Source organism: Acetobacterium sp. (genome assembly GCF_039830195.1).
Lineage (GTDB): Bacteria > Bacillota > Clostridia > Eubacteriales > Eubacteriaceae > Acetobacterium.
In genome coordinates this window covers 127,115-150,166 of record NZ_JBDODG010000033.1, presented here as the reverse complement: position 1 = coordinate 150,166, position 23,052 = coordinate 127,115, and the positions used below count along the sequence as shown (strand labels likewise).

Annotated in this window: 20 protein-coding genes; 3 read left to right on the top strand and 17 right to left on the bottom strand. The window is 45.2% G+C overall.

Annotation, left to right across the window (positions count from 1 at the left end; all coding sequences use genetic code 11):
- Window positions 1–93: 93 nt before the first annotated feature.
- From ABGU93_RS10305 to ABGU93_RS10250, 12 genes are all read right to left on the bottom strand, one after another.
- Entirely contained in the window at window positions 94–669 is a 576-nt protein-coding gene (locus ABGU93_RS10305; RefSeq protein WP_347413369.1) for a DUF1788 domain-containing protein, read from the bottom strand.
- A 1-nt stretch (window position 670) separates the two neighbouring features.
- A complete protein-coding gene (locus ABGU93_RS10300; RefSeq protein ID WP_347413368.1) occupies window positions 671–1,264 on the bottom strand; it encodes a DUF1819 family protein in 594 nt (197 codons plus the stop codon).
- Window positions 1,265–1,488: 224 nt separating this feature from the next.
- Window positions 1,489–3,036: a glutamine-hydrolyzing GMP synthase gene (gene guaA / locus ABGU93_RS10295; RefSeq protein ID WP_347413367.1), complete on the bottom strand. Its 1,548-nt coding sequence runs from the start codon at window positions 3,034–3,036 to the stop codon at window positions 1,489–1,491.
- A gap of 8 nt (window positions 3,037–3,044) precedes the next feature.
- Window positions 3,045–4,502 carry an IMP dehydrogenase gene (gene guaB, locus ABGU93_RS10290; protein WP_347413366.1) on the bottom strand — a complete coding sequence of 486 codons (1,458 nt, stop codon included), beginning with the start codon at window positions 4,500–4,502 and terminating at the stop codon, window positions 3,045–3,047.
- 193 nt (window positions 4,503–4,695) lie between these two features.
- Window positions 4,696–6,567 (bottom strand): 2-oxo acid dehydrogenase subunit E2, encoded by a 1,872-nt coding sequence (locus ABGU93_RS10285; protein WP_347413365.1) that lies wholly within the window; start codon window positions 6,565–6,567, stop codon window positions 4,696–4,698.
- 12 nt (window positions 6,568–6,579) lie between these two features.
- Window positions 6,580–7,566, bottom strand: coding sequence for an alpha-ketoacid dehydrogenase subunit beta (locus tag ABGU93_RS10280; RefSeq protein WP_347413374.1), 987 nt, complete (start codon window positions 7,564–7,566; stop codon window positions 6,580–6,582).
- Between the two features lie 26 nt (window positions 7,567–7,592).
- The gene (locus tag ABGU93_RS10275) at window positions 7,593–8,555 is read right to left on the bottom strand and encodes a thiamine pyrophosphate-dependent dehydrogenase E1 component subunit alpha (RefSeq protein ID WP_347413364.1); all 963 of its coding nucleotides are present in this window, start codon (window positions 8,553–8,555) and stop codon (window positions 7,593–7,595) included.
- A 189-nt stretch (window positions 8,556–8,744) separates the two neighbouring features.
- Window positions 8,745–9,449 carry a 2-C-methyl-D-erythritol 4-phosphate cytidylyltransferase gene (ispD, locus tag ABGU93_RS10270; protein WP_347413363.1) on the bottom strand — a complete coding sequence of 235 codons (705 nt, stop codon included), beginning with the start codon at window positions 9,447–9,449 and terminating at the stop codon, window positions 8,745–8,747.
- 105 nt (window positions 9,450–9,554) lie between these two features.
- Window positions 9,555–10,016, bottom strand: coding sequence for a tRNA (adenosine(37)-N6)-threonylcarbamoyltransferase complex ATPase subunit type 1 TsaE (gene tsaE / locus ABGU93_RS10265; RefSeq protein ID WP_347413362.1), 462 nt, complete (start codon window positions 10,014–10,016; stop codon window positions 9,555–9,557).
- A gap of 1 nt (window position 10,017) precedes the next feature.
- Complete coding sequence (locus ABGU93_RS10260) at window positions 10,018–10,329, bottom strand: PspC domain-containing protein (RefSeq protein WP_347413361.1); 312 nt, start codon at window positions 10,327–10,329, stop codon at window positions 10,018–10,020.
- Between the two features lie 21 nt (window positions 10,330–10,350).
- Window positions 10,351–11,568, bottom strand: a complete 1,218-nt coding sequence (locus tag ABGU93_RS10255) for a pyridoxal phosphate-dependent aminotransferase (protein ID WP_347413360.1) — start codon at window positions 11,566–11,568, stop codon at window positions 10,351–10,353.
- Between the two features lie 187 nt (window positions 11,569–11,755).
- Window positions 11,756–12,046 carry a YerC/YecD family TrpR-related protein gene (locus ABGU93_RS10250; RefSeq protein WP_347413359.1) on the bottom strand — a complete coding sequence of 97 codons (291 nt, stop codon included), beginning with the start codon at window positions 12,044–12,046 and terminating at the stop codon, window positions 11,756–11,758.
- A 156-nt stretch (window positions 12,047–12,202) separates the two neighbouring features.
- Here ABGU93_RS10250 and cysS point away from each other — a divergent pair, with 156 nt between their 5' ends.
- Window positions 12,203–13,600 carry a cysteine--tRNA ligase gene (cysS, locus tag ABGU93_RS10245; protein WP_347413358.1) on the top strand — a complete coding sequence of 466 codons (1,398 nt, stop codon included), beginning with the start codon at window positions 12,203–12,205 and terminating at the stop codon, window positions 13,598–13,600.
- Window positions 13,585–14,055 (top strand): ribonuclease III domain-containing protein, encoded by a 471-nt coding sequence (locus tag ABGU93_RS10240; RefSeq protein ID WP_347413357.1) that lies wholly within the window; start codon window positions 13,585–13,587, stop codon window positions 14,053–14,055. The genes cysS and ABGU93_RS10240 overlap by 16 nt, the downstream gene beginning before the upstream one ends.
- 81 nt (window positions 14,056–14,136) lie before the next feature.
- On the opposite strand, the gene ABGU93_RS10235 is transcribed toward ABGU93_RS10240, so the two are convergent.
- Together ABGU93_RS10235 and ABGU93_RS10230 are read right to left on the bottom strand one after the other, a co-directional pair.
- Window positions 14,137–15,528, bottom strand: coding sequence for an MATE family efflux transporter (locus ABGU93_RS10235; RefSeq protein WP_347413356.1), 1,392 nt, complete (start codon window positions 15,526–15,528; stop codon window positions 14,137–14,139).
- A gap of 109 nt (window positions 15,529–15,637) precedes the next feature.
- Window positions 15,638–17,308 (bottom strand): DEAD/DEAH box helicase, encoded by a 1,671-nt coding sequence (locus ABGU93_RS10230; RefSeq protein WP_347413355.1) that lies wholly within the window; start codon window positions 17,306–17,308, stop codon window positions 15,638–15,640.
- Window positions 17,309–17,559: 251 nt separating this feature from the next.
- Here ABGU93_RS10230 and ABGU93_RS10225 point away from each other — a divergent pair, with 251 nt between their 5' ends.
- On the top strand, window positions 17,560–17,964 hold the full coding sequence (locus ABGU93_RS10225) for a helix-turn-helix transcriptional regulator (RefSeq protein WP_347413354.1): 405 nt from the start codon (window positions 17,560–17,562) through the stop codon (window positions 17,962–17,964).
- Between the two features lie 270 nt (window positions 17,965–18,234).
- Here the strand turns inward: ABGU93_RS10225 and ABGU93_RS10220 are convergent, their stop codons facing one another.
- The 3 genes from ABGU93_RS10220 to ABGU93_RS10210 all read right to left on the bottom strand — a co-directional run bounded on the left by ABGU93_RS10220 (window position 18,235) and on the right by ABGU93_RS10210 (window position 22,968).
- Window positions 18,235–20,181 carry an NAD(+) synthase gene (locus tag ABGU93_RS10220; RefSeq protein ID WP_347413353.1) on the bottom strand — a complete coding sequence of 649 codons (1,947 nt, stop codon included), beginning with the start codon at window positions 20,179–20,181 and terminating at the stop codon, window positions 18,235–18,237.
- 355 nt (window positions 20,182–20,536) lie between these two features.
- Window positions 20,537–22,141, bottom strand: coding sequence for a CTP synthase (locus ABGU93_RS10215; RefSeq protein WP_347413352.1), 1,605 nt, complete (start codon window positions 22,139–22,141; stop codon window positions 20,537–20,539).
- Window positions 22,142–22,323: 182 nt separating this feature from the next.
- Entirely contained in the window at window positions 22,324–22,968 is a 645-nt protein-coding gene (locus ABGU93_RS10210; protein WP_347413351.1) for a hemolysin III family protein, read from the bottom strand.
- Window positions 22,969–23,052 lie beyond the last annotated feature (84 nt).

The window sequence follows — 23,052 nt, the reverse complement described above, 5'->3', positions numbered from 1 at the left end:
AAAAACGTTTTGCATCAACGGTTTAAGGTGTTTTTAATATGCGAAGTTTGAGTTAACAAGTTTTAAAGTTTCAGGCTGGTATGGCGGGCCGGTTTAAATGAGTTTGAAGGCCCGGTAGTAGTTATCGTCTTTAATGGTACCAAAGAGCTGTAAATCCTGGCCGGAATAAACACCGGGGAAAAACATCACCACTGGCACAGTGTCCAGCACCTGATGAAGATTGTTGAGGACATTGTGAGACCGCACAATCGGATAACATTTTCCCACCCCGGTAATAAAAACTACGGAATGAGGCGGGGTATGCTCAACAATATGGTTGACCAGCAGATTGGTCTTGCTGGTCAGGCGGAGCATTTTGATAATGGCCTGATAAGTATATTCCAGACCTTTTGTTTGTTCAAACTGGAAGCACTTTTCCAGATAGCCCCGTTCTTTTAAAACGGTAATCACCAGTTGGTATAGGTCATATTCGACAATCTTTACGCCACCGGATGATTTGTTAATTTTCGCTTTGAGATAGGCAATGTGCTGCCTGACCTTTAGTTCGTCTTGGGGGGCATAGTCAAAGATGTAATAGCCTACTTCATTGCCCAGACCCTTGTTTTTTAAAAAGTCATCATTGGTGATTTTCGCTTCAATTTGATCCAGTCGAATTTCGATGTTTTTCATGTTACGCCTCTCCGGTTATGGCATTCAGGTAAGGTGTGAAGCCATGGTCTTCCAGTAGTTTTCTCAGGTTGTAGTCAACCAGGGGAATGATGATTTTTCTTTGCTCGGCTTCATTTTGAATCACCCCTGCTTCAAGAAGATTCTTTATATATTGCTGTTTTAACTTTTTGGTGGTTATTTCAGTCCATGCTGCCACGGTTTCGTTTTGCTGTTTCTTTTCATCAAAAAAAACGTTGATGGCCCGGTCGGTGATAATCTTCTCGCCTAAGAGAATCGCCAGACGGTAAACCTGATGGATGAACTCAAAAAAAAGCCGATCGGTTTTCATAATGCTGATCAGAATAATCAGCTTGACGGTGGCAATATCAGCGGTGACGATCAATTCTAAACAGTCAACGGGCAGACTGTGGAGACGCTTGATGATGACATTGGCCATTTTTCGGGCCCGTATTTCATTTTTTACCTGATAAATATTTTCTGTCTGGGCGAGAACCCGGATCGTATTAACGTCGTTGCCGTCTATCAAAAGCTGGGCTGTTTTTCGGGTTTCGCTGAGCCAAAACAGGCTTGAAACCATTCCGGCGCTATATTCCATGGTCTTCCTCCAATTCGATTTTTGAGATACTGCCATTATTGTACCACTTCTTTGCCTGTTGATAAATATAAAGTTAACACGACAAAATTATCAACAAAAAAACAAGTGACTATGATTGCACCAATCGATGCATCTTATCATAACCACTTGCTATTTTTTATTGTCTTCTTATTCTTTTAAACCCTGTAAACAGAACTTATTTCAGAGAACTACACTTTAAAAACTTATTCCCACTCGATCGTTGAAGGCGGCTTGCTGGTAATGTCGTAGACAATCCGGCTGACATGCTTCACTTCATTAACAATTCGGGTGGAGATGCTTTCTAACACATCAAAGGGGATGCGGGCCCAGTCAGAGGTCATACCGTCAACCGAGGTAACGGCTCGCAGGCCGATGGTATAGTCATAGGTTCGTTCATCACCCATAACCCCGACACTACGGTTTCCCGGCAGGACCGCAAAGTATTGCCAGATTTCTTCATCCAAGCCTGCTTTGGCAATCTCATCTCTAAAGACAAAATCAGCTTCTTTTAAGATGTCCAGTTTTTCTTTGGTGACATCGCCCATCACCCGAATGGCCAGGCCTGGTCCCGGGAAGGGTTGCCGCCAGACCAGATCATGATCCAGCCCAATTTCTTCACCGACGGCCCGAACCTCATCTTTAAATAGGTTTCGCAGCGGTTCAATCAATTCAAAATTGACATCATCCGGCAGACCGCCAACATTGTGATGACTCTTGATGACGGCCGCATTTTTGGTGCCGCTTTCGATGACATCGGGATAAATGGTTCCCTGCAGCAGAAAATCGATATCGTTGAGTTTGCTGGATTCTTCCTCAAAGACGCGGATAAATTCCGTACCGATGATTTTTCGTTTTTGCTCCGGATCACTGACACCTGCCAATTTACCAAGGAAACGATCTTCGCAGTTCACCCGGATAAAGTTCATGTTAAAGCGGTTTTTAAAGATTGCCTCAACCTGATCACCTTCATCTTTTCGCAGTAAACCATGATCCACAAAAATACAGGTCAGCTTGTCGCCAATGGCCTGGTGAACCAGGGTCGCTGCAACCGAAGAATCAACGCCGCCGCTGAGAGCGCATAGCACTCGACGGTCGCCAACCTGTTCTTTGATGGCTTCAATCTGTTCCTGGGCAAAGTTATGCATGGTCCATAAACCTTCACAGCCGCAGACATCATAGATAAAGTTATTTAAAACTTCTTTGCCATATTGGGTGTGTTCCACTTCGGGATGGAATTGAACCGCATAGAGCTTGCGTTCATGACATTCCATCGCGCCGGTAGGACAAGAGTCGGTAGTAGCAGTGATTGTGAATCCTTCCGGAATGGTCTGGATATAATTGGTGTGACTCATCCAGCAGGTCGATCCGTCGGGAATATCTTTAAACAGCACCGAGTCTTTTTCAAAATTCAGCGCTTTTTTTCCATACTCGCGAATATCGGCAGAATCGGTGACGCCTTTTAGCTGCTCGGCCATCAGCTGAGCACCGTAGCAGATCCCTAAAATCGGAATCCCCATGGTGTAAATTTCCGGATCACATTGTGGTGCTCCCTCTTCATGGACGCTGGAAGGTCCGCCGGTGAAGATAATACCCTTGGGATTTTTCTGGCGAATCTCATCAGGAGTAATATCGTAGGGTACAACCTCAGAATACACTCTGGCTTCACGGACCCGTCGGGCGATCAGCTGATTGTATTGTGCTCCAAAATCCACAATGAGAATAATTTCATCTTGGTAATGCTTTTTTATCATAAATTCTCCTAAAATTGAGCGCTATTGTAGTTAGGTGATTCTTTGGTGATGGAAATATCATGAGGGTGACTTTCGATCAGACCGGCACTGGTTATTTTCATAAACTGTGATTTTTCTCTTAAATCCTTGATGGTTGGAGTACCGCAATAGCCCATTCCCGAACGAAGGCCCCCAACTAATTGGTAGACGGTATCGGCCAGTGGTCCTTTGTAGGGAACCTTTCCTTCAACCCCTTCAGGAACCAGTTTTTTCTGGCCTTCCTGGAAGTAGCGGTCCGAGCTGCCATCTTTCATGGCCCCTAAAGAGCCCATACCGCGGTAGGTTTTAAAGCTTCGGCCCTGGTAGATAATGGTTTCGCCCGGGCTTTCGTCAGTACCGGCAAAAAGACTCCCGATCATAACCACATCAGCGCCGGCGCCAATGGCTTTTACCACATCACCAGAATACTTGATCCCACCGTCAGCAATCACCGGAATATCATATTCTTTGGCGACTTCAACCACGTCTAAGATCGCGGTGATTTGAGGAACCCCAATCCCAGCCACAACCCGGGTTGTACAGATGGAGCCGGGGCCAATCCCAACCTTAAGGGCATCAACGCCAGCTTCGATTAAATCTTTGGCGGCTGCTCCGGTGGCAATGTTTCCGACGATGAGCTGAACATCGGGATATTTTTCTTTGATTGCTTTGACCGTTTTAACCACCCCGATGGAGTGTCCATGGGCGGTATCCACAACGATGACATCAGCCTGGGCTTCGACCAGGGCATCAACCCGTTCGAAGGTGTTGCTGCTGATGCCGACGGCACCACCAACAATCAGTCGACCGCGATAATCTTTAGCGGCGTTGGGATATTTAATGCTCTTTTCAATATCTTTAATGGTGATCAAACCTTTTAAATTATTTTCCGAATCCACAATGGGAAGCTTTTCGATCTTGTATTGTTTCAAAATGGCTTCTGCTTTTTCCAGGGTGGTGCCCTCTTCAGCGGTAACCAGGTTTTCTTTTGTCATGGCGTCTTTGATCTTTTTTTTAGGATCACTCTCAAAACGCAGATCGCGGTTGGTGATGATTCCTACCAATTTTCCTTCAATGGTAATTGGAACCCCGGAAATACGATAGCGGGACATCAATTCCAGAGCATCCCCGATATTATGTTCTGGGGATAAGAAAAATGGATCCACGATAACCCCGTTTTCTGAACGCTTAACCTTGTCAATTTCAAAAGCCTGTTCTTCAATGGTCATATTTTTATGAATAATCCCGATGCCGCCTTCTCTTGCCATGGCAATTGCCAGCCGTCCTTCGGTGACCGTGTCCATGCCTGCACTCATAATGGGAATATTCAGAGCAATTTTCTTTGTCAGACGGGTGCCGGTGTTTACGTCCCCTGGCAACACTTCTGATTTTCCTGGGATTAACAATACATCATCAAAGGTAATGCCTTCCTTTAATATCTTCTCCAACCTTGTACTCCTTTCGAATTCAACTCTCGCTTAGATACAAAAAAAGCAGACAATTGGCCATTGCTTTTCATCTGCTTCATGTATGTTCTGTAATCTTATATTATGCTGTTTAGTCTAACACAATTTGCTTAAATGTGACAATGATTATTTTTTTGGTAACGTTATCTTTTCTTGATTTTGACAAATTTTAAGACTAAAACAATAAAAGTGATGGATTCTCCATGTCGGCCTTAATTTCCTGCAGGAATTTAGCGCCGTCTACCCCATTGGCCACCCGCTGATCCAGATTGAGGCTGATTTTCATCACTGATCGAACCACCGGTTCACCCTGGTGAATACGAATCCGCTGAACGACTTCGCCGACACTGAGGATGGCGCTGTTGGTCTGATTGATGATGGCGGTAAATTCCCGGATTCCATACATCCCCAGGTTGGTGATGGTAAAGGTGCTGCCCTCTAACTGATCCGGGGGCAGATGTTTGTTTTTAACCGCCTTTAAGAGATCGCCCCGACTTTTGACGATTTCCACAAAGTTCATCGCCTGAGCGTTTGGGATCACCGGAACAATAAAACCATGTTCGGATTCGACGGTTAAACCCATATTTACATGGGCATGGGCAACCACCGCATCATCTTCCCGTCGGGCATTAATCAGCGGATGTTTCACCAGTGCCCGGGATGTTGCCAAAAGCAGAAAATCCGTATAGGTACAACGGTATCTGGCCTGTTCTTCAATTTTTTTGGTGATCTTCTTGCGGAGGTCCTTGATTTCGGTCATGTCAATTTCCGTGGTTAAGCTGATGACGTCCGTTTTTGCATTGCTTTTAACCATATATTTTCTGATCGCTTTAGGCCGAACCGGCCGGGTCACAATTTTTTCTTCATGGCTTTCTTCATTGTTCTCAGCGATCTCCGGTTCCTGAAGGGGTTCTTCGAGTGTTTCGATGATTATCTCTTTTTTAACTTCACTATTTTCAAGAACTTTATTTTCTTCAACGATATCGCTGACTACTGCTTCAGCGATAATTGGAACACTGGTTGCTACTGCTTTGATGTCATTTTTATCGTGAGCTTGATTTTTTCTTGGCAGCCCCCGGGATTTTTTGTTTTCCAAAGCAAGATCTTCCGGTTCGCTTTCATAAAGCATATGCATGGGCGTTGGTTTAACAATAATCTCTTCCCGCAGCGGTTCCGCTTTCAAATCGACAAAGGGGACAAAATCCAGTGCTGATATTTTGGTCACCACATCAGCATCTTTAACTTCCCGATTTTCATCGTTCTCGTCCACAAAGGGAACGAAGTCCAATTCCGGATTTGGTACCTTTTCGATCTTCTGATTCATATCCTTCAGTTTTTTACGCGACCCCGTTTTTTTGTCGGGAATTTCTTCCAGTTTCACCGGCGTTGAAAAAAGATTACCGGGATTCCCGGCTATTTTATCCAGACTTGTGCCAATTACCACCGGTTCTTTTGATTTGTAGTCGAAGGTTCCTGGTTGAATGACCACCAGTTTTTTTACATCATCGGCTTCAATTCTTCCGTTTGGTCCGCTGCCGGTTGCTTTTTCAAGTTTCACCTTAAATTCCCGGGCGATTCGTCGTGCCGCCGGGGTTGCTCTGACCTTTCCCACTCGGGGATCTGGTTCAACGACCATTTTCTCGGGTTCTTCAATCACTTCATCCATGACGATTCCCCGAAGGACTTCAGATGGTCGCTCTTTGTTCCCTTCTTTGATGGTTTCTTCCAGATTTCTTTCCAGCGCCTCAATGACCGCGGTCAGTTTTTCTTCCAGATTTTCTGCCAGCGGGTTTTCTGCCACAGGATCGTCGGCAGAAATATCTTCCGATGGTTCCATCATTTCTGCTGATGCTTCTATCGGGATCGCTACGGCTGTCTCAGTTTTTAAAGCGACAGCCGCTTCGTGAAGGGCTTCTTTCTGGTTATCGTCATCAAGAACTGCGTCCGTTTTAATTGTTTCCGCCAACTCAGCCGTAGCGGTATTCGTCAAGTTTTCTGCTGCCATATCCAATTTCTCTTTCGGTAGTATTATTTCATTTTCCATCATCCTGTCAACTCCCTATTCCCGGTTAAGGAGACGATAAACGCCATGAACAAAATCGTTCCGCTGGGGCACCGCTGCTGCCTCTAGTTCCTGATTAAAGGGAATTGGGACATCCAGCCCACCTAACCGGATGATCGGGGCCGTCAGATAGTCAAAGGCTTCGCTTTCGACCACCCGGGCGACGATTTCGCCGCCAACCCCGCCGGTTTTAACCGCCTCATGGGCGACAATCAGACAGCCGGTTTTAATAACCGATTCAATGATGGGTTTCATATCCATGGGATACAGGGTCAGGGGATTGAGAATTTCTACCCGGATCCCTTCTTCGTCTAAAAATTCAGCGGCTTCAATCGCTTTTGCCAGGGTGGTACCGTAAGCGACAATCGTGACGTCCTTACCAGGCCGTTCGACAATGGTTCTTCCGATTTCCAGAGTATAATCGTCGTCAAGCGGAACCAGACCCACCATATCGTAGAGCATTTTATGTTCAATAAAACAGACCGGGTTATTGTCCCGGATAGCCGCTTTTATCAGACCTTTGGCCTGAGCCGGAGTCGATGGGGTCACCACCTTTAGTCCCGGCACATGGCATAACCAGGCTTCCAGACTCTGACTATGCTGAGCTGCTGCACCGGTGCCGGAACCGGCCGGCAGACGCAGAACCATCGGCACCTGGGACTGGCCGCCAAACATGTAGCGCATTTTAGCGCCCTGATTAACCAGGGCATCCAACCCGAGAGTAATAAAGTCCATAAACATCATTTCGCAAACCGGTCGCAAGCCGGTGGTTGCTGCTCCCACCGCGGTCCCAACGATGGCGCCTTCGGAAATCGGAGCATCCAGAATCCGTTCTTCGCCAAACTCTTCCAGCATACCCTTTGACACCCCAAAGGCCCCGCCGTAAACGCCAATATCTTCTCCTAAAAAAATGACATCCCGGTCCAAACGCATTTCTTCGGTTATTCCCAGACGGATGGCATCGCGGTAGGTCATTTTTGTCATATCACTTGTTTTCATCATTCAACCTCTCACGCATATACATCTTCTAAAATTGTGTCAAGCTGCGGTTGCGGACTTTTTTTGGCAAATTCCACCGCTTGCTCAATGGAAATCATCGCTTCGTCTTCCATTTTCAGGATCTGTTTTTCGGTAAAGATCCGGTTTTCCCGGAGATATTCTTTCATCTTCAAAATCGGGTCTGTTTTGCGCCATTCCTGAACTTCCCGTTTGTCCCGATAAACCTGTTTATCACTTTTGGAATGGCCGCAATAACGATAGGTTTTGGCTTCAATCAGCACTGGACCCTTTCCGGCTCTGGCATAGCGCAGGGCTTTAGTAACGGTGTTGTAAACATCGAGAAAATCGTTGCCGTCAATAGTGAGGCCCGGCATGTTATAGGCTTCGCTGCGGTCGGAAATGTTTTCGATATTCATATGATTTTCAATCGGGTTTGACATTCCATACTGATTGTTTTCAATGAAGAAAACCACTGGCAGTTTCCAGACTGACGCCAGATTCAAGGATTCATGAAAACTGCCCTCGTTGGTGGCGCCATCCCCGGCAAAGCATAAAACAACCTTTCCGGTCTGATGGTATTTTTGCGTCAGCGCCGCCCCGCAGGACAGGCTAAAACCCCCACCGACCACGCCATTAGCGCCAAGATTTCCGTTTTCCACATCAGCGATGTGCATCGATCCGCCTTTGCCTTTGCAATAGCCGGTATATTTTCCCAGACATTCGGCCATCATCAGATTAACATCCAGCCCGAAGCCAATCGCCTGGGCGTGACCGCGATGACTCAGCGATACCAGATCCCCCTCTTCCAACGCCAGGCAGGCCATAACCCCTGAGGCCTCCTGACCCATGGCCAGATGGACGGTTCCATGGACCTGTCCCTTTGAAACGAGATCATCCAGTTTTTCTTCGAAATATCGGGCTTGATTCATTTTATAATACATTCTTAATAGAATTTCTTCAGATAATTCAATCATGGTTTCCTCCACATTTTCACAATTTATTTTTAAAAAGGTGAATAACCCTTAGCTTTTTGTTTCGTGCATTTCCATTATATCTTTTATTCCCCAATAAATAAAGAATGAAGCGAAAAACTGCATAAAATAACAGCTTTTTTCACTTCATTCTTTATTTCTATTAATAATCTTTTAATTTTTTCTGTCCGTTCACAGGTTATCGGCCATTTGCTTGATGATGGCTTCAGCGATGGTCAAATCCTCCGGGGTGGTGATTTTGATATTAGTATAATCGCCAACCACAATTTTAACCGGGATCTTCAACCATTCCACCAGAAAGGCGTCATCGGTCCCGACTACTCCAGATTCAAGAGCTTTCTGATGGGCTTCTTTGATCAGATCGTAATCAAAGGTTTGAGGGGTTTGTATTTCGACCAGATAATTTCGATCCGGGGTGTCTTCGACAAAACCCTCTTCATTAATCACTTTGATGGTATTTTTAGCCGGCACCCCCACCACCGTGGCTCGATGTTTGAGGGTTTCTTCAATACTCTTGCGAATGACCGACTGCCTGATCAGAGGTCTGGCGCCATCGTGGATCATGACAATCCGGGTCTGCGGATTTACCGCCTTTAGTCCGGCAAAAACCGACTCCTGTCGGGTATCGCCACCGGCCACTAATTTGATCTTGTTATAGGAATAAGCCCCGATGACCTGCTCCTGACAGAGATCCAGCTCTTCCGGATTAATGACCAGCACAATTTCATCAATCAGCGGACATTTTTCAAAAGCATCCAGGGTATGGGCTAAGATCGGTTTTCCGTTTAACTGCAGATACTGTTTGCTGACGGATGCGTTCATCCGCCGACCTAATCCGGCGGCGGGGATGATCACACTGGTTAACGATTTTTCCATATTTGCCACCTTTTCATTTATTATTAACATCGCCTAAAGCCCAGCAGTTAATGACCACCACCAGGTCAAGCCCCAGTTCTGGCGGCATCATGCTTTGCTTTTTAGCTACAGCGAATTTAAGATCTGCGACACTTTTAAATTGTCTGTTCTTAAAATAATTTCCCGCTGCTCGGGCGTCTCCAGATGGGATACCAGACTGATTTCAAGCTTGGGATCAAACTGATCTTCCAGCACCAGATCCGGCCACTCCAGCAGCAGGGTGCAGCCCTGACTAAGATAATCTTCAAAACCCATCTCGTAAAGCTCATCTGGATCCTGGAGCCGGTATAAATCAAAATGAAAAATCCGGGGCGGATTGCCATATTCATTGACAATCGTATAAGTGGGACTAGTGACCTCGTCATCTAACCCCATTCCGGCCACAAAACCTTTTGAAAACAGGGTTTTTCCGGCGCCCATTTCGCCATGTAAAAAAATAATCAGGGGGAAGTCGATGACTTCCCCCAGATATTTTCCAAAATCAAAGGTTTCCTGACTCGATTTTGTAATGATTTTTTTTTCCAGCATCTTAATCAACCTTTTCTTCGGATCCTGTCTTTTCGGCACTGAAATCAATGATCTCTTCATCGTTATTGTCATCAACAATTTCATAATCCACCTCAACCACATCCTGATCCGCAATCCGTTGAGTTCCAGGGAGTACCACTGCCAGGAGAATATAGACAATGATGCTGAGGATGCCCGGTACAAATCTGAGCACAAAGGGCAACAAGAACAACCCTCTGAAGACCCAGGGCGAAATGTTGCAGTATTCGCCAAGACCGGCACAAACACCGGCCAGGATTGCTCTTTTTTTACTTTTCACTAACTGTTTTTTCATTATTCTTCCGTTCTTTTAACCTTATTTTTGCTGATAGTTGGCCATAAACCGCTCCAGTCGATCCATGGTTTCAATCAAATCTTCGGGATGGGGTAAAAACACAATTCTGAAATGATCGGGATGGGGCCAGTTAAAGCCGGTGCCCTGAACCATCAGGACATGTTCTTCTTTCAGGAAGTCCAGCGCAAACTGGATATCACTGGTGATATTAAACATTTCCGTATCAATTTTGGGAAAGACATAAAAGCCGGCTTTTGGTTTGACACAGGACAGACCCGGAATCGCATTAATCCGCTTACAGACAATTTCCCGCTGTTCATAAAGCCGTCCCCCGGGTTTGAGCAGATCATTCATGCTCTGGTAGCCGCCCAATGAGGTCTGGATTGCATGCTGTCCTGGAACATTGGAACACATCCGCATATTGGAAAGCATCTTGATGCCTTCGATATAGTCCTTGGCCCCTTCCTTGTTGCCGGTCAAGATCATCCAGCCGACCCGATAGCCGGGTATCCGATGCGATTTTGACAAGCCGTTAAGGGTCACCACCAGCACCTCCTCGGTGAGCGTTGCCATCGGGATATGAACATTGTCATCATAGAGAATCCGGTCATAGATTTCATCGGCAAAAATAATCAGATTATTTTCCACCGCCAGATCGACGATGCCTTCTAAAATCTCGCGGGGATAAAGGGCGCCGGTGGGGTTATTGGGATTGATGACCACAATCCCCTTGGTATTGGGGGTAATCTTGCTGGCAATGTCAGCAAGATCGGGGTTCCAGTCGTCCTCTTCATCACAGGTATAATAGACGGCAGTACCACCCGATAAGTTGACCGCAGCCGACCACAGCGGGTAGTCCGGTGCGGGAACCAGAATTTCGTCACCATTGTCTAACAGAGCCTGCATACAAAAAAGAATCAGTTCGCTGACACCATTGCCAAGAAAAACATCATCGACCTTCAGATCCATCAGACCCTTGGTCTGATAATGCTGAACTACGGCCTTCCGGGCTGAAAAAATCCCCTGGGAATTACAGTAGCCTTCGGCGGTTTTCATGTTATATTTGATATCTTGAATAATTTCATCCGGGGCATTTAAATTAAAGGGGGCAGTGTTCCCGGTATTGAGCATAATAATGTCAATGCCGTCTTTTTCCATGCGGTCCGCCTCGTCAACCACCGGTCCTCTAATATCATAACAAACGTTGTCCAACTTCTTCGACTTTTTCACAGCTTTCATCACTACACTCAACTCCTTCAATATTAAATTTTAGATAAGATTCAGGTTCCTGCAAACTACCGTACCGACCAATTGTTAATCTGTTGTTCGCCGCGGAATCGGACAGGCTCGCCGTGTCCGCTCCGATGCGTACAACATGATGTAACAATTGTCGGTACTGCTTTTGCGTTTGTTTACAGACTCAAGATTACTCCAATGTATGGTCCTTTTTCATTTTTTCGATGATGTTGCGGTAGCCTTTGCCGTGTTTGAGGCAGCGGTTGACCCGACTGATGGTGGCCGAGCTGGCCCCGGTCAGTTTTTCAACATCGATAAAGGTTTTTCCCTGGGACAGTAAGTAGGCAATTTCGAAACGGTGCGCCATGTCTTCGATTTCTTTGATGGTACACAGGTCTTCAAGTAACAGATTACAATCCTCTTCGGTTTCTAGGGCTAAAATCGCCTGGGCCAGGACTTTTCTCTTTGCATTTACTTCCATGGAGATTCCTCTTTCATTTCTTGTCATTCATTTTGGCTGATAACAGAAATTTTCTTCCTAAAAAATTTTATCCATTGACACTTAATCTTATCTTTAGTGTATAATATGTTATCATAACACATTCATGTAAAGAAATAAATTGAAAGGTTGAACTTTATGAAATTATATAATACCTTGACCCAGAAGAAAGAAACCTTTGTCCCCATTGAAGCGGGCAAGGTCCGGATGTATTCCTGCGGACCCACTGTTTACAACTATTTTCACATCGGCAACGCCCGTCCCTTCATCGTTTTTGACGTGCTGCGCCGGTTTTTGGAATATAGCGGTTATGAGGTGACCTTTATCCAGAATTTTACCGACGTGGATGATAAAATCATCAACCGCAGCCATGAAGAAGGAATCTCGCCTGGTGATGTTTCGGAAAAATACATTCGAGAATATTTCACCGATGCCGATGCTTTGGGCATCAAACGGGCTTCGGTCCATCCCAAGGTCAGCGAGCACATGCCGGAAATCATTGCCATGATCAAAACCCTGGAAGAAAAAGGATTGGCCTATAACGTCGACGGTAATGTCTACTATCATGTCGATGCCTTTAAAGACTATGGCAAATTATCCAAACAGTCGATTGACGATTTAAAATCCGGCGCCCGGATTGATGTCAATGACGAAAAACACAGTCCCCTGGATTTTGCCCTGTGGAAAAAGAAAAAAGATGGCGAACCCTATTGGGAAAGTCCCTGGGGCCAGGGTCGACCGGGCTGGCATATCGAATGTTCGGCAATGTCCAAAAAACACCTCGGCGAAACCATTGATATTCACGGTGGCGGCCAGGACCTGATCTTCCCCCACCACGAAAACGAGATTGCCCAATCGGAAGGCTGCTGCGGCAAACCCTTTGCCAACTATTGGGTACACAACGGCTACATTAACATCGACAACGAGAAAATGTCCAAGTCCAAGGGCAACTTCTTCACCGTCCGGGATATTGCCAAAACCGTTGATCTCGAAGCAGTCCGGATGTTCTTATTGATGGCTCATTACCGCAGCCCGGTTAACTTCAGCGAACCGCTGCTTAAGCAGGCGGCCAGTGCTCTGGAACGTTTGTATACCGCCAAATTCCAAATGGCTTTCTTGCTGGAAAACGCCACCGCTGAGATGATTACCGAAAAAGAACAGGCCTGGATTGATGCCCTGGTTAAATATAAAAACGATTTTGTCGCCGCGATGGACGACGATATCAACACCGCCGATGCGATAGCCGTTATTTTTGAGCTGGTCCGGGATCTCAACTCCAATCTTGATGCCGCTTCTTCCCAACCGGCGATCATTGCCGGCCAAAACCTTTTTGCCGAACTTACCACCGTTTTAGGACTGGCGGTAAAAGATAAGGAAACCAATCTTGAAGAGGCTGTTGAAGACCTGATTGCCCAGCGACAAGCCGCCCGTAAAGCCAAAGATTTCAAACGGGCCGATGAGATCCGTGATGAACTACTGGCTCAAGGCATTGTATTGGAGGATACCCGGGAAGGTGTAAAATGGAAAAAAGCCTGATCCCAACACTACCAAATGCCGACAACCTGGAAACAATTAAGGCCACCATCGAAAAAAGCTATACCATCGAACAGGCCGCTGCCATGAATCCCCTGGCCCTGGCCTATATCGGCGATGGGATATTTTCGGATCTGATCCGGAAATATCTGTTGGGCTGCGGCCACCAGAACGTTAATTTCATGACCAAAACCTCGATCAGCTATGTCCGGGCCAGTGCCCAGGCCCAAATCGTCCGGGAACTGCTGCCGGAGCTTTCCGAAACCGAGGAGCGGATGGTTAAACGGGGCCGGAACACCGCCTCCCAGGTGCCCAAAAACGCTAACCCTGCAGACTACCGCTATGCCACCGGATTTGAAACCCTGATTGGCTACCTCTTTCTCTGCGGCGAAACCGAGCGGATGAAAAGCCTGATTTATCAGAGCATTGATGTGATAAATAAATTGAATACGAAGTAAAAAAAGATCTTCAAAAGCCAAAACGCCTTTTGAAGATCTTTTTATTTTGAGTTGTTTTAATTTGACTTTTTAAAGCCCAGGTTAGTTTTGTATCGCTACCGGTGAGGCATCCCAGGTGTCGAAAATATTGCGCTGATACCATCTGAACATGAAAAGCTCATAAGCCAGACAGAATACTTCGGAAATGATAAATCCATACCAGACCAAGTCCAGACCACCGGCCTGAGCCAGCAGATAGGTAACCGGCAGGAGTACCACCATCTGCCGGATAAAGGATGCAATCATGCTGACATAGGCTTTGCCAATCGCTTGAAAGCTGACCCCAATCATAATCGAGATCCCGGCCAGGGGAAAGGCCAGACTGATGCTGCGCAGACAATTGATCCCGATTTCCATCATCTCCGCCGACGGGTTAAAGGCCATCATAATCTGGGCTGGGAAAATCCAGAACAGTAGCGTGCCAATCGTCATAATCGTCAGGGCGGCGGTAACCGCCACCTTCAGGGTTTCATTAAACCGTTCCCGATTTTTGGCCCCAAAATTGAAGCCGAAGATCGGCATGGCGCCCTGACCCAAGCCAAAGATGGGCATAAAGATGACCGACTGAATTTTAAAGTAAACGCCAAATACTGCCACGGCCGACATTCCGAATCCGGCCAGAATCAGATTATATCCGGTAATCATCAGCGACGCCAGCCCCTGCATAATGGCTGCCGGCAAGCCGACTTTAAAAATATCTTTGACTATTTCTGTTTCATAATGAAACACCTGATAGTCCAATTTGAGATAATTTTTACTGCTTTTGAAAATTACCAGCAGCATATAGGTCATCCCGAAGAGCTGACCGATTACTGTTGCGATGGCGGCACCGGCCACTCCCAATGCCGGGAATCCCAACCACCCGAAGATCATAATCGGATCGAGAATAATATTGGTAACTGCACCAATAATCTGTCCCACCATCGGCTGGATCATTTCACCACTCCCCTGCAGCATGGAATAAGCCGCTTGAGTAATGAAACTACCAAAACAGAATACGGTGACGATCATTAAATAAGCCCGCCCCTGGGCTATGATGTTGGCATTGTCAGTAAACAAACCGATAAATGTTTCTGCCGTAAAGAAACCCAGGATTCCCAACACCGCGGCGATCAGAATCGCCAGTAAGAAACCATGTTCTGCCACATTGGCGGCTTCGCTTTTTTTATTCTGCCCCAGTCGTCTTGAAATGGCCGAATTAATTCCAATTCCCATGCCAACAAAACAGGAGATGATGATCATCTGAATGGGAAACGCCAGGGAAACCGCAGTCAGTGCTTCTTCCCCGATTTGGGCCACAAAGATACTATCAACAATGTTATACATAGCCTGAATCATCATCGAAATAATGGCCGGTATTGACATCGAAAAGAGTAGCTTCGGAATTGGAACGACCCCCAATTTATTCTTTTTTTCTGCTTGAGTGTCTTTCATTTGGCACCTCCTCCTTATTTTATTTAAAATGTACTAAATAATACAATAATGAAAAACCTGGATCCAAGGACAAAGTCAGCCTCAAACCCAGGTTCTATTGATACGTTAATTATTTCTTCTTTTTAGAAATTTCAACTTTAACTTTGCGTTCTTTGATTATTTTTCCGTTTAATTTCTTTTCAACTTTTTTTGCCTGTTCTTCATCGACATCAACAAAGGTAAATTTGTCGTACATGTCGATATTGCCGACTGCTGAAGACGGTATCCCGCATTCGCCACAGATCGCACCCAGGATATCACGTTTTTGAGCATGATCCTTTTCGCCGACACTGATGAAAAGACGCTTGGTTTTTTCTGGACCAGCTCGACGGGAACCGCCATCTCTGGATCCGCCATCGCGACGGCCGCGGCCATCTCGGCCATCGCGGCGAGGTGCTGAATCAGTACGTCTTGGTCGTCGTTCAATGGTGTTAAGGTCTTCGGCTTCTGACAGCGGCAACTGGGCCTGCAGTAAGACAGCCGCAATGGTTTCTGCGGTATAGCCTTTTTCGACCAGTTCGTCAATGATTTTTACATAGGTGTCTAAGGTACCCTTTTCCGATCCCTTATCCGCGCGAATCTTAAAGCGTTCATGGAAATGAGCAATCTTGATGTCATTAATGACTTCGCTGGTGGGAATTAAATCCCGTTCAATACTTTTTTTGGTATAGTCGGTGATTTTCTTCAGTCTGAACTGATCTCTGGATCGTGCCAGGGTCAGGGAAATTCCGCTTTTCCCGGCCCGGCCGGTTCGACCGATTCGATGGACATAGTATTCTTCGTTATCCGGCACATCGTAATTAAAAACGATATCCACATCATCTACGTCAATTCCCCGGGCTGCTACGTCAGTGGCAACCAGGATATTCAGTTTACCACGGCTGAAATCTTTTAAAACCGCCATTCGGGACATCTGACGCATATCACCATGAATTTTATCGACTGAATAACCCAGTTTTTTAAGATCATCCGTAATTTCATCCACATATTTTTTGGTGTTACAGAAAATCAGGGATCGCTGGGGTTTGTAAACATCCAGCAAGCGGGTTAACGCTTCGAACTTGTGGTGATCGTTGATGTTGAAGTATTTTTGTTCGATACTGGTTGCGACCATATTTTTAGGTGAAATTTCCACCAATACCGGATTTTTCTGATAGGTTTCGGCGATTTTTAAAATTGGTTTCGGCATCGTTGCCGAGAATAATACGGTCTGAATTTCATGAGCAATTTCGTCAAGGATCAATTCAATATCTTCCCGGAATCCCATGTTTAACATTTCGTCGGCTTCATCTAAAACTACCATCGAAACATCGGTTAATTTCAATGTTTTTCGGCGCATATGATCCATCACGCGGCCGGGCGTACCCACGACAATCTGAACCCCGGATTTAAGATCACGGATCTGGGCTTCAATAGAGGCACCACCGAAAATCGGCAGTACTTTAACGCCTTTTTGATATTTTATAACTTTTTTAAACTCGTCTGAGACCTGTACTGCCAACTCTCGGGTTGGGCATAGAACTAAAACTTGTACTTTCTTTATGGAAGGGTCAAGCTTTGTAATGGCTGGAATAGCAAACGCAACAGTTTTTCCTGTTCCTGTTTGTGATTTTCCAATGAGGTCTCCTCCCATCATCAATTGTGGTATCGCTCGCTCCTGGATTTCGGTCATTTCTACAAAGCCCATTTCTTCGATGCCTTGCAGTAGTTGTTCATTAATTTCTAATTCTGTAAATTTCATTTAGTATCCTTTCTCGAATATATAACATCTTATTCTAAACCAAGTTAAGCAATAAAGCAAGTTTGTTTTAATTGTTATTAAGAAATAATGCTTCTGACTCATGTCCAATTCAAATTATTTCCGGCTTGGCACCTTTGTATAAAATTTCTGGCTATCAAAGATATAGATGGTGTATAATCTGGGTATACACATATCATGTGTTTATCTTATTCATTCATACTGAGATTATGAATATTTTTGGAGGAAACACCATGTCTACTTTTGGAACACGATTAAAACGACTGCGAATTAATAAGGATATGACACAGCAGGATTTTGCTGAACATTTTGATTTAAACAAGAGCTCGATTTCCAAGTATGAGAAGGATAAAAACCTTCCTGAAAACCAATTACTGGTCGAAATTGCCGATTATTTTGATGTATCAGTCGACTATCTACTCTGTCGAACTGACAACTCTACCTCACTCAATGATGCCAAGCTCAAATCCGAGGGTTCATTGAACTCAGCCGAACAATTAGTTAAACCGTTGGATATGAAAGATCTACTGGGACTTTTTGGATATGCCATGACCAGTGATGATGGGAAAAAAGAAATTCTGGATTTCATTAATTTCAAACACGAAGTCCTGATTCAACACTACGCTAAAAAAGAATAACCAAAAAAGAAGCTGTTTTCGAACAGCTTCTTTTTTAGTTGCCGATAAACTACCGTACCGACCAATTATTAATCTGTTGTTCGCCACGGAATCGGACACTAATAAGAAATAAAATTTCTTGTTAGTCGTGGGCAGTCGCCAACTACAAGCCAGCTTGTGATTGGCTCGTTGCCTCCACGCAGGCTATGCCGTGTCCGCTCCGATGCGTACAACATGATGTAATAATTGTCGGTACTGGGTTATCTTTTATGCAGCTTCTTTTTTAACAGCTTAGCTGATCGGTTCCATTTTTTCCAGACTCTTGAGCCATTGGGTGGCGTGGGCATCGGCAGGCATTCGCCAGTCGCCCCGGGGCGAAAAGGAAACCGAACCCACCTTTGGACCGTCGGGCAGGCAGTTGCGTTTAAACTGCTGGCTAAAGAAACGATGGTAAAAGCTTTTCAGCCATTTAAAAATCACCGGCTTTTCATAGACGCCATCAAAAGCTTTGCAGGCCAGGAAATATACTTTTTCTGGCGAAAAGCCATGACGCACCATTTGATACATAAAGAAATCGTGGAGTTCGTAGGGACCGACGGTTTCTTCTGTTTTTTGGGCGATTTTTCCATCGGCATCCGGGGGCAGCAGTTCCGGGGAAACCGGAGTGTCCAGAACATCATAGAGAATTTTTTGTATATCCGCCTCGGGAGAATGATCCGCCACCCATTCCACCAGGTAGCGAATAAGCGTTTTGGGCACACTGCAATTGACGCTGTACATCGACATATGATCGCCGTTATAGGTGGCCCAGCCAAGCGCCAGTTCGGAAAGATCGCCGGTCCCAATAACAATCCCGCCTAGTTTATTGGAAAGATCCATGAGAATCTGGGTTCGTTCCCGGGCCTGAGAATTCTCGTAGGTGACATTATGAAGTTCCATGGGGTGTCCGATGTCCTTAAAGTGTGCGGTACAGGCGGCAACAATGGAAATTTCATGAAAGGTGGCACCGAGACCCTTGATCAACGCCACGGCGTTATCGTAGGTGCGGTCAGTGGTACCAAAACCGGGCATCGTTACGGCATGTATTTTTTCCCGGGGGATGTTGAAGCGGTCACAGACACTGACGCAGACCAGCAAGGCCATGGTGGAGTCCAGTCCGCCGGATATCCCCACCACCATTGGCGCATTGCCGATATGAGCCAGGCGGGTTGCCAAACCCATGGTTTGAATGTTAAATATTTCTTCACACCGTTCACTCCGGCGATTTGGGTCAGCCGGAACAAAGGGCTGCGGATTCACCTCCCGGTCAAAATCATTGGTGCCCGGGGTTTCAAACTTAATGGTTCGGTAGGAATGGTTATCGAGCAAATCAATCGAGTCTCCAAAACCATGCTGCATTTGCCGATCATGATTAAGTGATTCAACATCGATATCGGTAATCAGCAGTTCATTTCCCAGGTTAAATTTGGGCAATTCCTTTAATAATATCCCCCGTTCACAGATGATCGCATTGCCGCCGAAGACCAGATCACTGGTGGATTCACCAAATCCTGCCGAAGCGTAGAGATAGGCGGCGTTGCAGCGACCAGATTGGGAGCGGATCAGCTCTCTGCGGTAATCACTTTTCCCCACCACCTCATTGCTGGCTGATGGATTAAGAATCACCGTTGCGCCAGCCAAAGCGTGAAAGCTTCCTGGTGAAATGGGCACCCACAAATCCTCGCAGATTTCGATCCCCACCACAAATTCTTCCCGATGGACATGCTGAAAAAGAAGATCAGTTCCGATCGGAACCGTTTGAGAACAAATGGTTATTTCTGTTCGATTCAGAGCTTTTGATGAGGCAAACCAGCGCTTTTCATAAAATTCCTGATGATTGGGAATATAGGTTTTGGGGACAATTCCCAGAATTTTTCCGTCATTCACTGCTATTGCACAATTATAGAGGCTCCCACTGATGGCCAGGGGCAGTCCCACAACCAGGAGCATCTTCTTTCCGTCGGACCATTGACAAAGGCTGTCCAGAGCCTTTACAGCGTTTGTTTGCAGTTCCCGTTGAAAGAATAGATCACCGCAGGTATACCCGGTGATCCCCAACTCTGGAAACAATAATACCTCAACGCCCTGATCCCAGGCTTTGCTTGCTAAAGTAATGATTTCACCGAGGTTATATTGACAATCTGCCAGTTTTAGTTTTGGAACAGCACAGGCCGTCCTAAAAAAGCCATATTTATGCATATAATTCACCTTATATCTTTTTATTTTTCATTTATTTTTAGTGGATGACTTTCATTATATCCCCATTTATGACTTGTGACAATCTTATTTTATTTTCCACAGCCTGTGTGCAACCGCATTTTTTTTATTAACAATTGCCTTGTTCATTGTTTTTCCATTACATTGGCGCTATTGGGGGTTTCCCTGTTCAATCAACAAGGTTATCCACATTGTCCACAGGGAAAACCGATGTTCTCCACAGTTTTATACAAATACTATCCACAGTTTTTGAGTTATCCACAGTTTTCCTGTTAGTATATCTTGTGTATCGCGCCATAAAAAAAATCAAGATCTGGGATCTCGATTTTTTTATCAACTATTTTTTTGCTGTTAACGCGGCTTTTACAAAGCTCTGAAACAACGGATGGGGTTTATTCGGACGGGATTTAAACTCTGGATGAGCTTGAGTAGCCACAAACCAGGGATGGTCTTTAATTTCAATCATTTCAACAAGAACTCGGTCAGGTGACATTCCTGAGAATACCAGACCCTTTTCTTCAAGTTGTGGGATAAAATCATCATTAACTTCATAACGATGACGATGTCGTTCGCTGATATTTTTCTCGCCATAGGCTTCCATGGCCTTTGAACCTTCCAGCAGTTCGCAGGGGTATAATCCCAAACGCATGGTGCCGCCCATATCGATGATTTTTTTCTGTTCTTCCATCAGATTGATAACTGGGTAAGGTGTTTCCGGATCCAGTTCAATACTGTGGGCACCGGCAAGACCGGCTACATTTCGGGCAAACTCAATAACTGCCAGCTGCAGACCCAGACATAAACCCAGGAACGGAATCTTATTTTCTCGGGCGTATTGGATCGCATGAATTTTGCCTTCCACCCCGCGGTGACCAAAGCCCCCGGGGACAATGATACCATCCAGATCTTTTAGCATTCGGTCGACATTTTCCTCATTGATATCTTCGGAGTGAATCCATTTGATCGCAACCTCGGAATTATTACCGATGCCACCGTGACGTAATGCTTCGGCAACTGAAAGGTAGGCATCGTGAAGTTCCACATATTTTCCAACCAAACCGATGGTTACCTTGTTTTCCAGACTTTTGGCCTTTTTAACCAGGTCTTTCCATTCAGTTAAGTCCGGTTCTTTACAATCGATATGCAGTTTTTCGCAAACTAATTCAGCCAGACCTTCTTTTTCAAGCATTAAAGGCACCTCGTAAAGTTCTGCGGCATCCATATTGACAACCACTGCTCTTTTATCCACATTACAGAACAGTGAGATTTTTCCTTTTAAGCTGTCATCTACTTCTTTTTCCGATCGGAGGACGATAATATCGGGTTGAATCCCAATACTTCGGAGTTCTTTGACGGAATGTTGGGTTGGTTTTGTTTTCAGTTCCCCGGCTTTTCCCAGGTAGGGTAACAGTGTCACATGGATGTACAATACATTTTCAGCGCCCAGATCACCCTTGAATTGTCGGATCGCTTCCAGATAGGGAAGACTTTCGATATCCCCAACGGTGCCGCCGATTTCGGTGATGACCACATCCGGATGGCTGTATTCGGTGACCCGTAGAATTCCGTCTTTTATTTCATCAGTGATATGAGGAATAACCTGAACGGTTCCCCCCAGATAGTCTCCCCGGCGTTCCTTCGAAATAACATTCCAATATACTTTTCCGGTGGTGACATTACTGAACTTGGACAGGTTTTCGTCAGTAAATCGTTCGTAGTGACCCAGGTCTAAATCAGTTTCTGCGCCGTCATCGGTAACAAAAACTTCTCCGTGCTGATAAGGACTCATGGTTCCGGGATCAAAGTTCAAATAGGGATCAAATTTCTGGATCGACACTTTGAGCCCTCTGGACTTAAGCAATCGCCCCAATGAAGCACTTGTAATGCCCTTACCTAAAGAAGATACTACACCACCAGTGACAAAAATATACTTTGTTTGCATTAATTTACAGGCTCCTTTTTCTTTTACATTTTCTTGATTTTCCAACAAAAAAATCACTGCAAAAAATGAGTTTTTTTTTTGCAGTGATGCAATTAACAATACTATTAGTTTAACATTTTTTTTTTGAAATTCAATAAAAATTTTATTTTTAATATCAATTTTTTAATAATAACATTTTTTTCTTAAAGAATAAAGAAAAAAACGCAAATAAAATGACAAAGGGAACCTAAAATTACAAAAATGTGAAACAATTCGTGAAAACCGAAATTTTCACCGAAGTTTGGTTTTTTGATCGCATAGATAACCCCGCCGATGGTGTACATCACGCCGCCGCCAACCAGAAGCATAAATCCCGGCAAGGGCAGGGCCTGATAGAGCGGTCCTAAGACAAATAAAGCAAACCACCCCAGAAAGATATATAGTCCCGTTCCCAGCCATCGGGGCATATTGATCCAGGCCACTTTGAGAATAATTCCGATCAGGGCTACCCCCCATATCGCCACCATCATCGCCACCCGCATGGTTCCGGTCAGGCATAACAGACAAAATGGTGTATAGGTTCCGGCAATCAGAATAAAGATCATCGCATGATCCAATTTTTTCAGATGCAGAATTTTTTCCTGGTCCCCCTGAGCGGCATGATAAGTAAAACTGGTACCATAGAGACAGATCAGCCCCACCCCAAAGGCCAGCACGGAGATTAGGGTCAATGGGGTCACATTATCTTTCGCAATAATTAAAATCACCATCGCAATAATCCCAAAAACCGATAAAACTGCTCCAATTAAGTGAGTTAGCGCATTCATTGGTTCTCTAAACTGATTCATATTTTGTCCTTTCTGTTACTGAATAGTTCTTTTCTTTCACTATACCACACTTTTCTAAGTTGATGCAACTACGATTCCACTTCG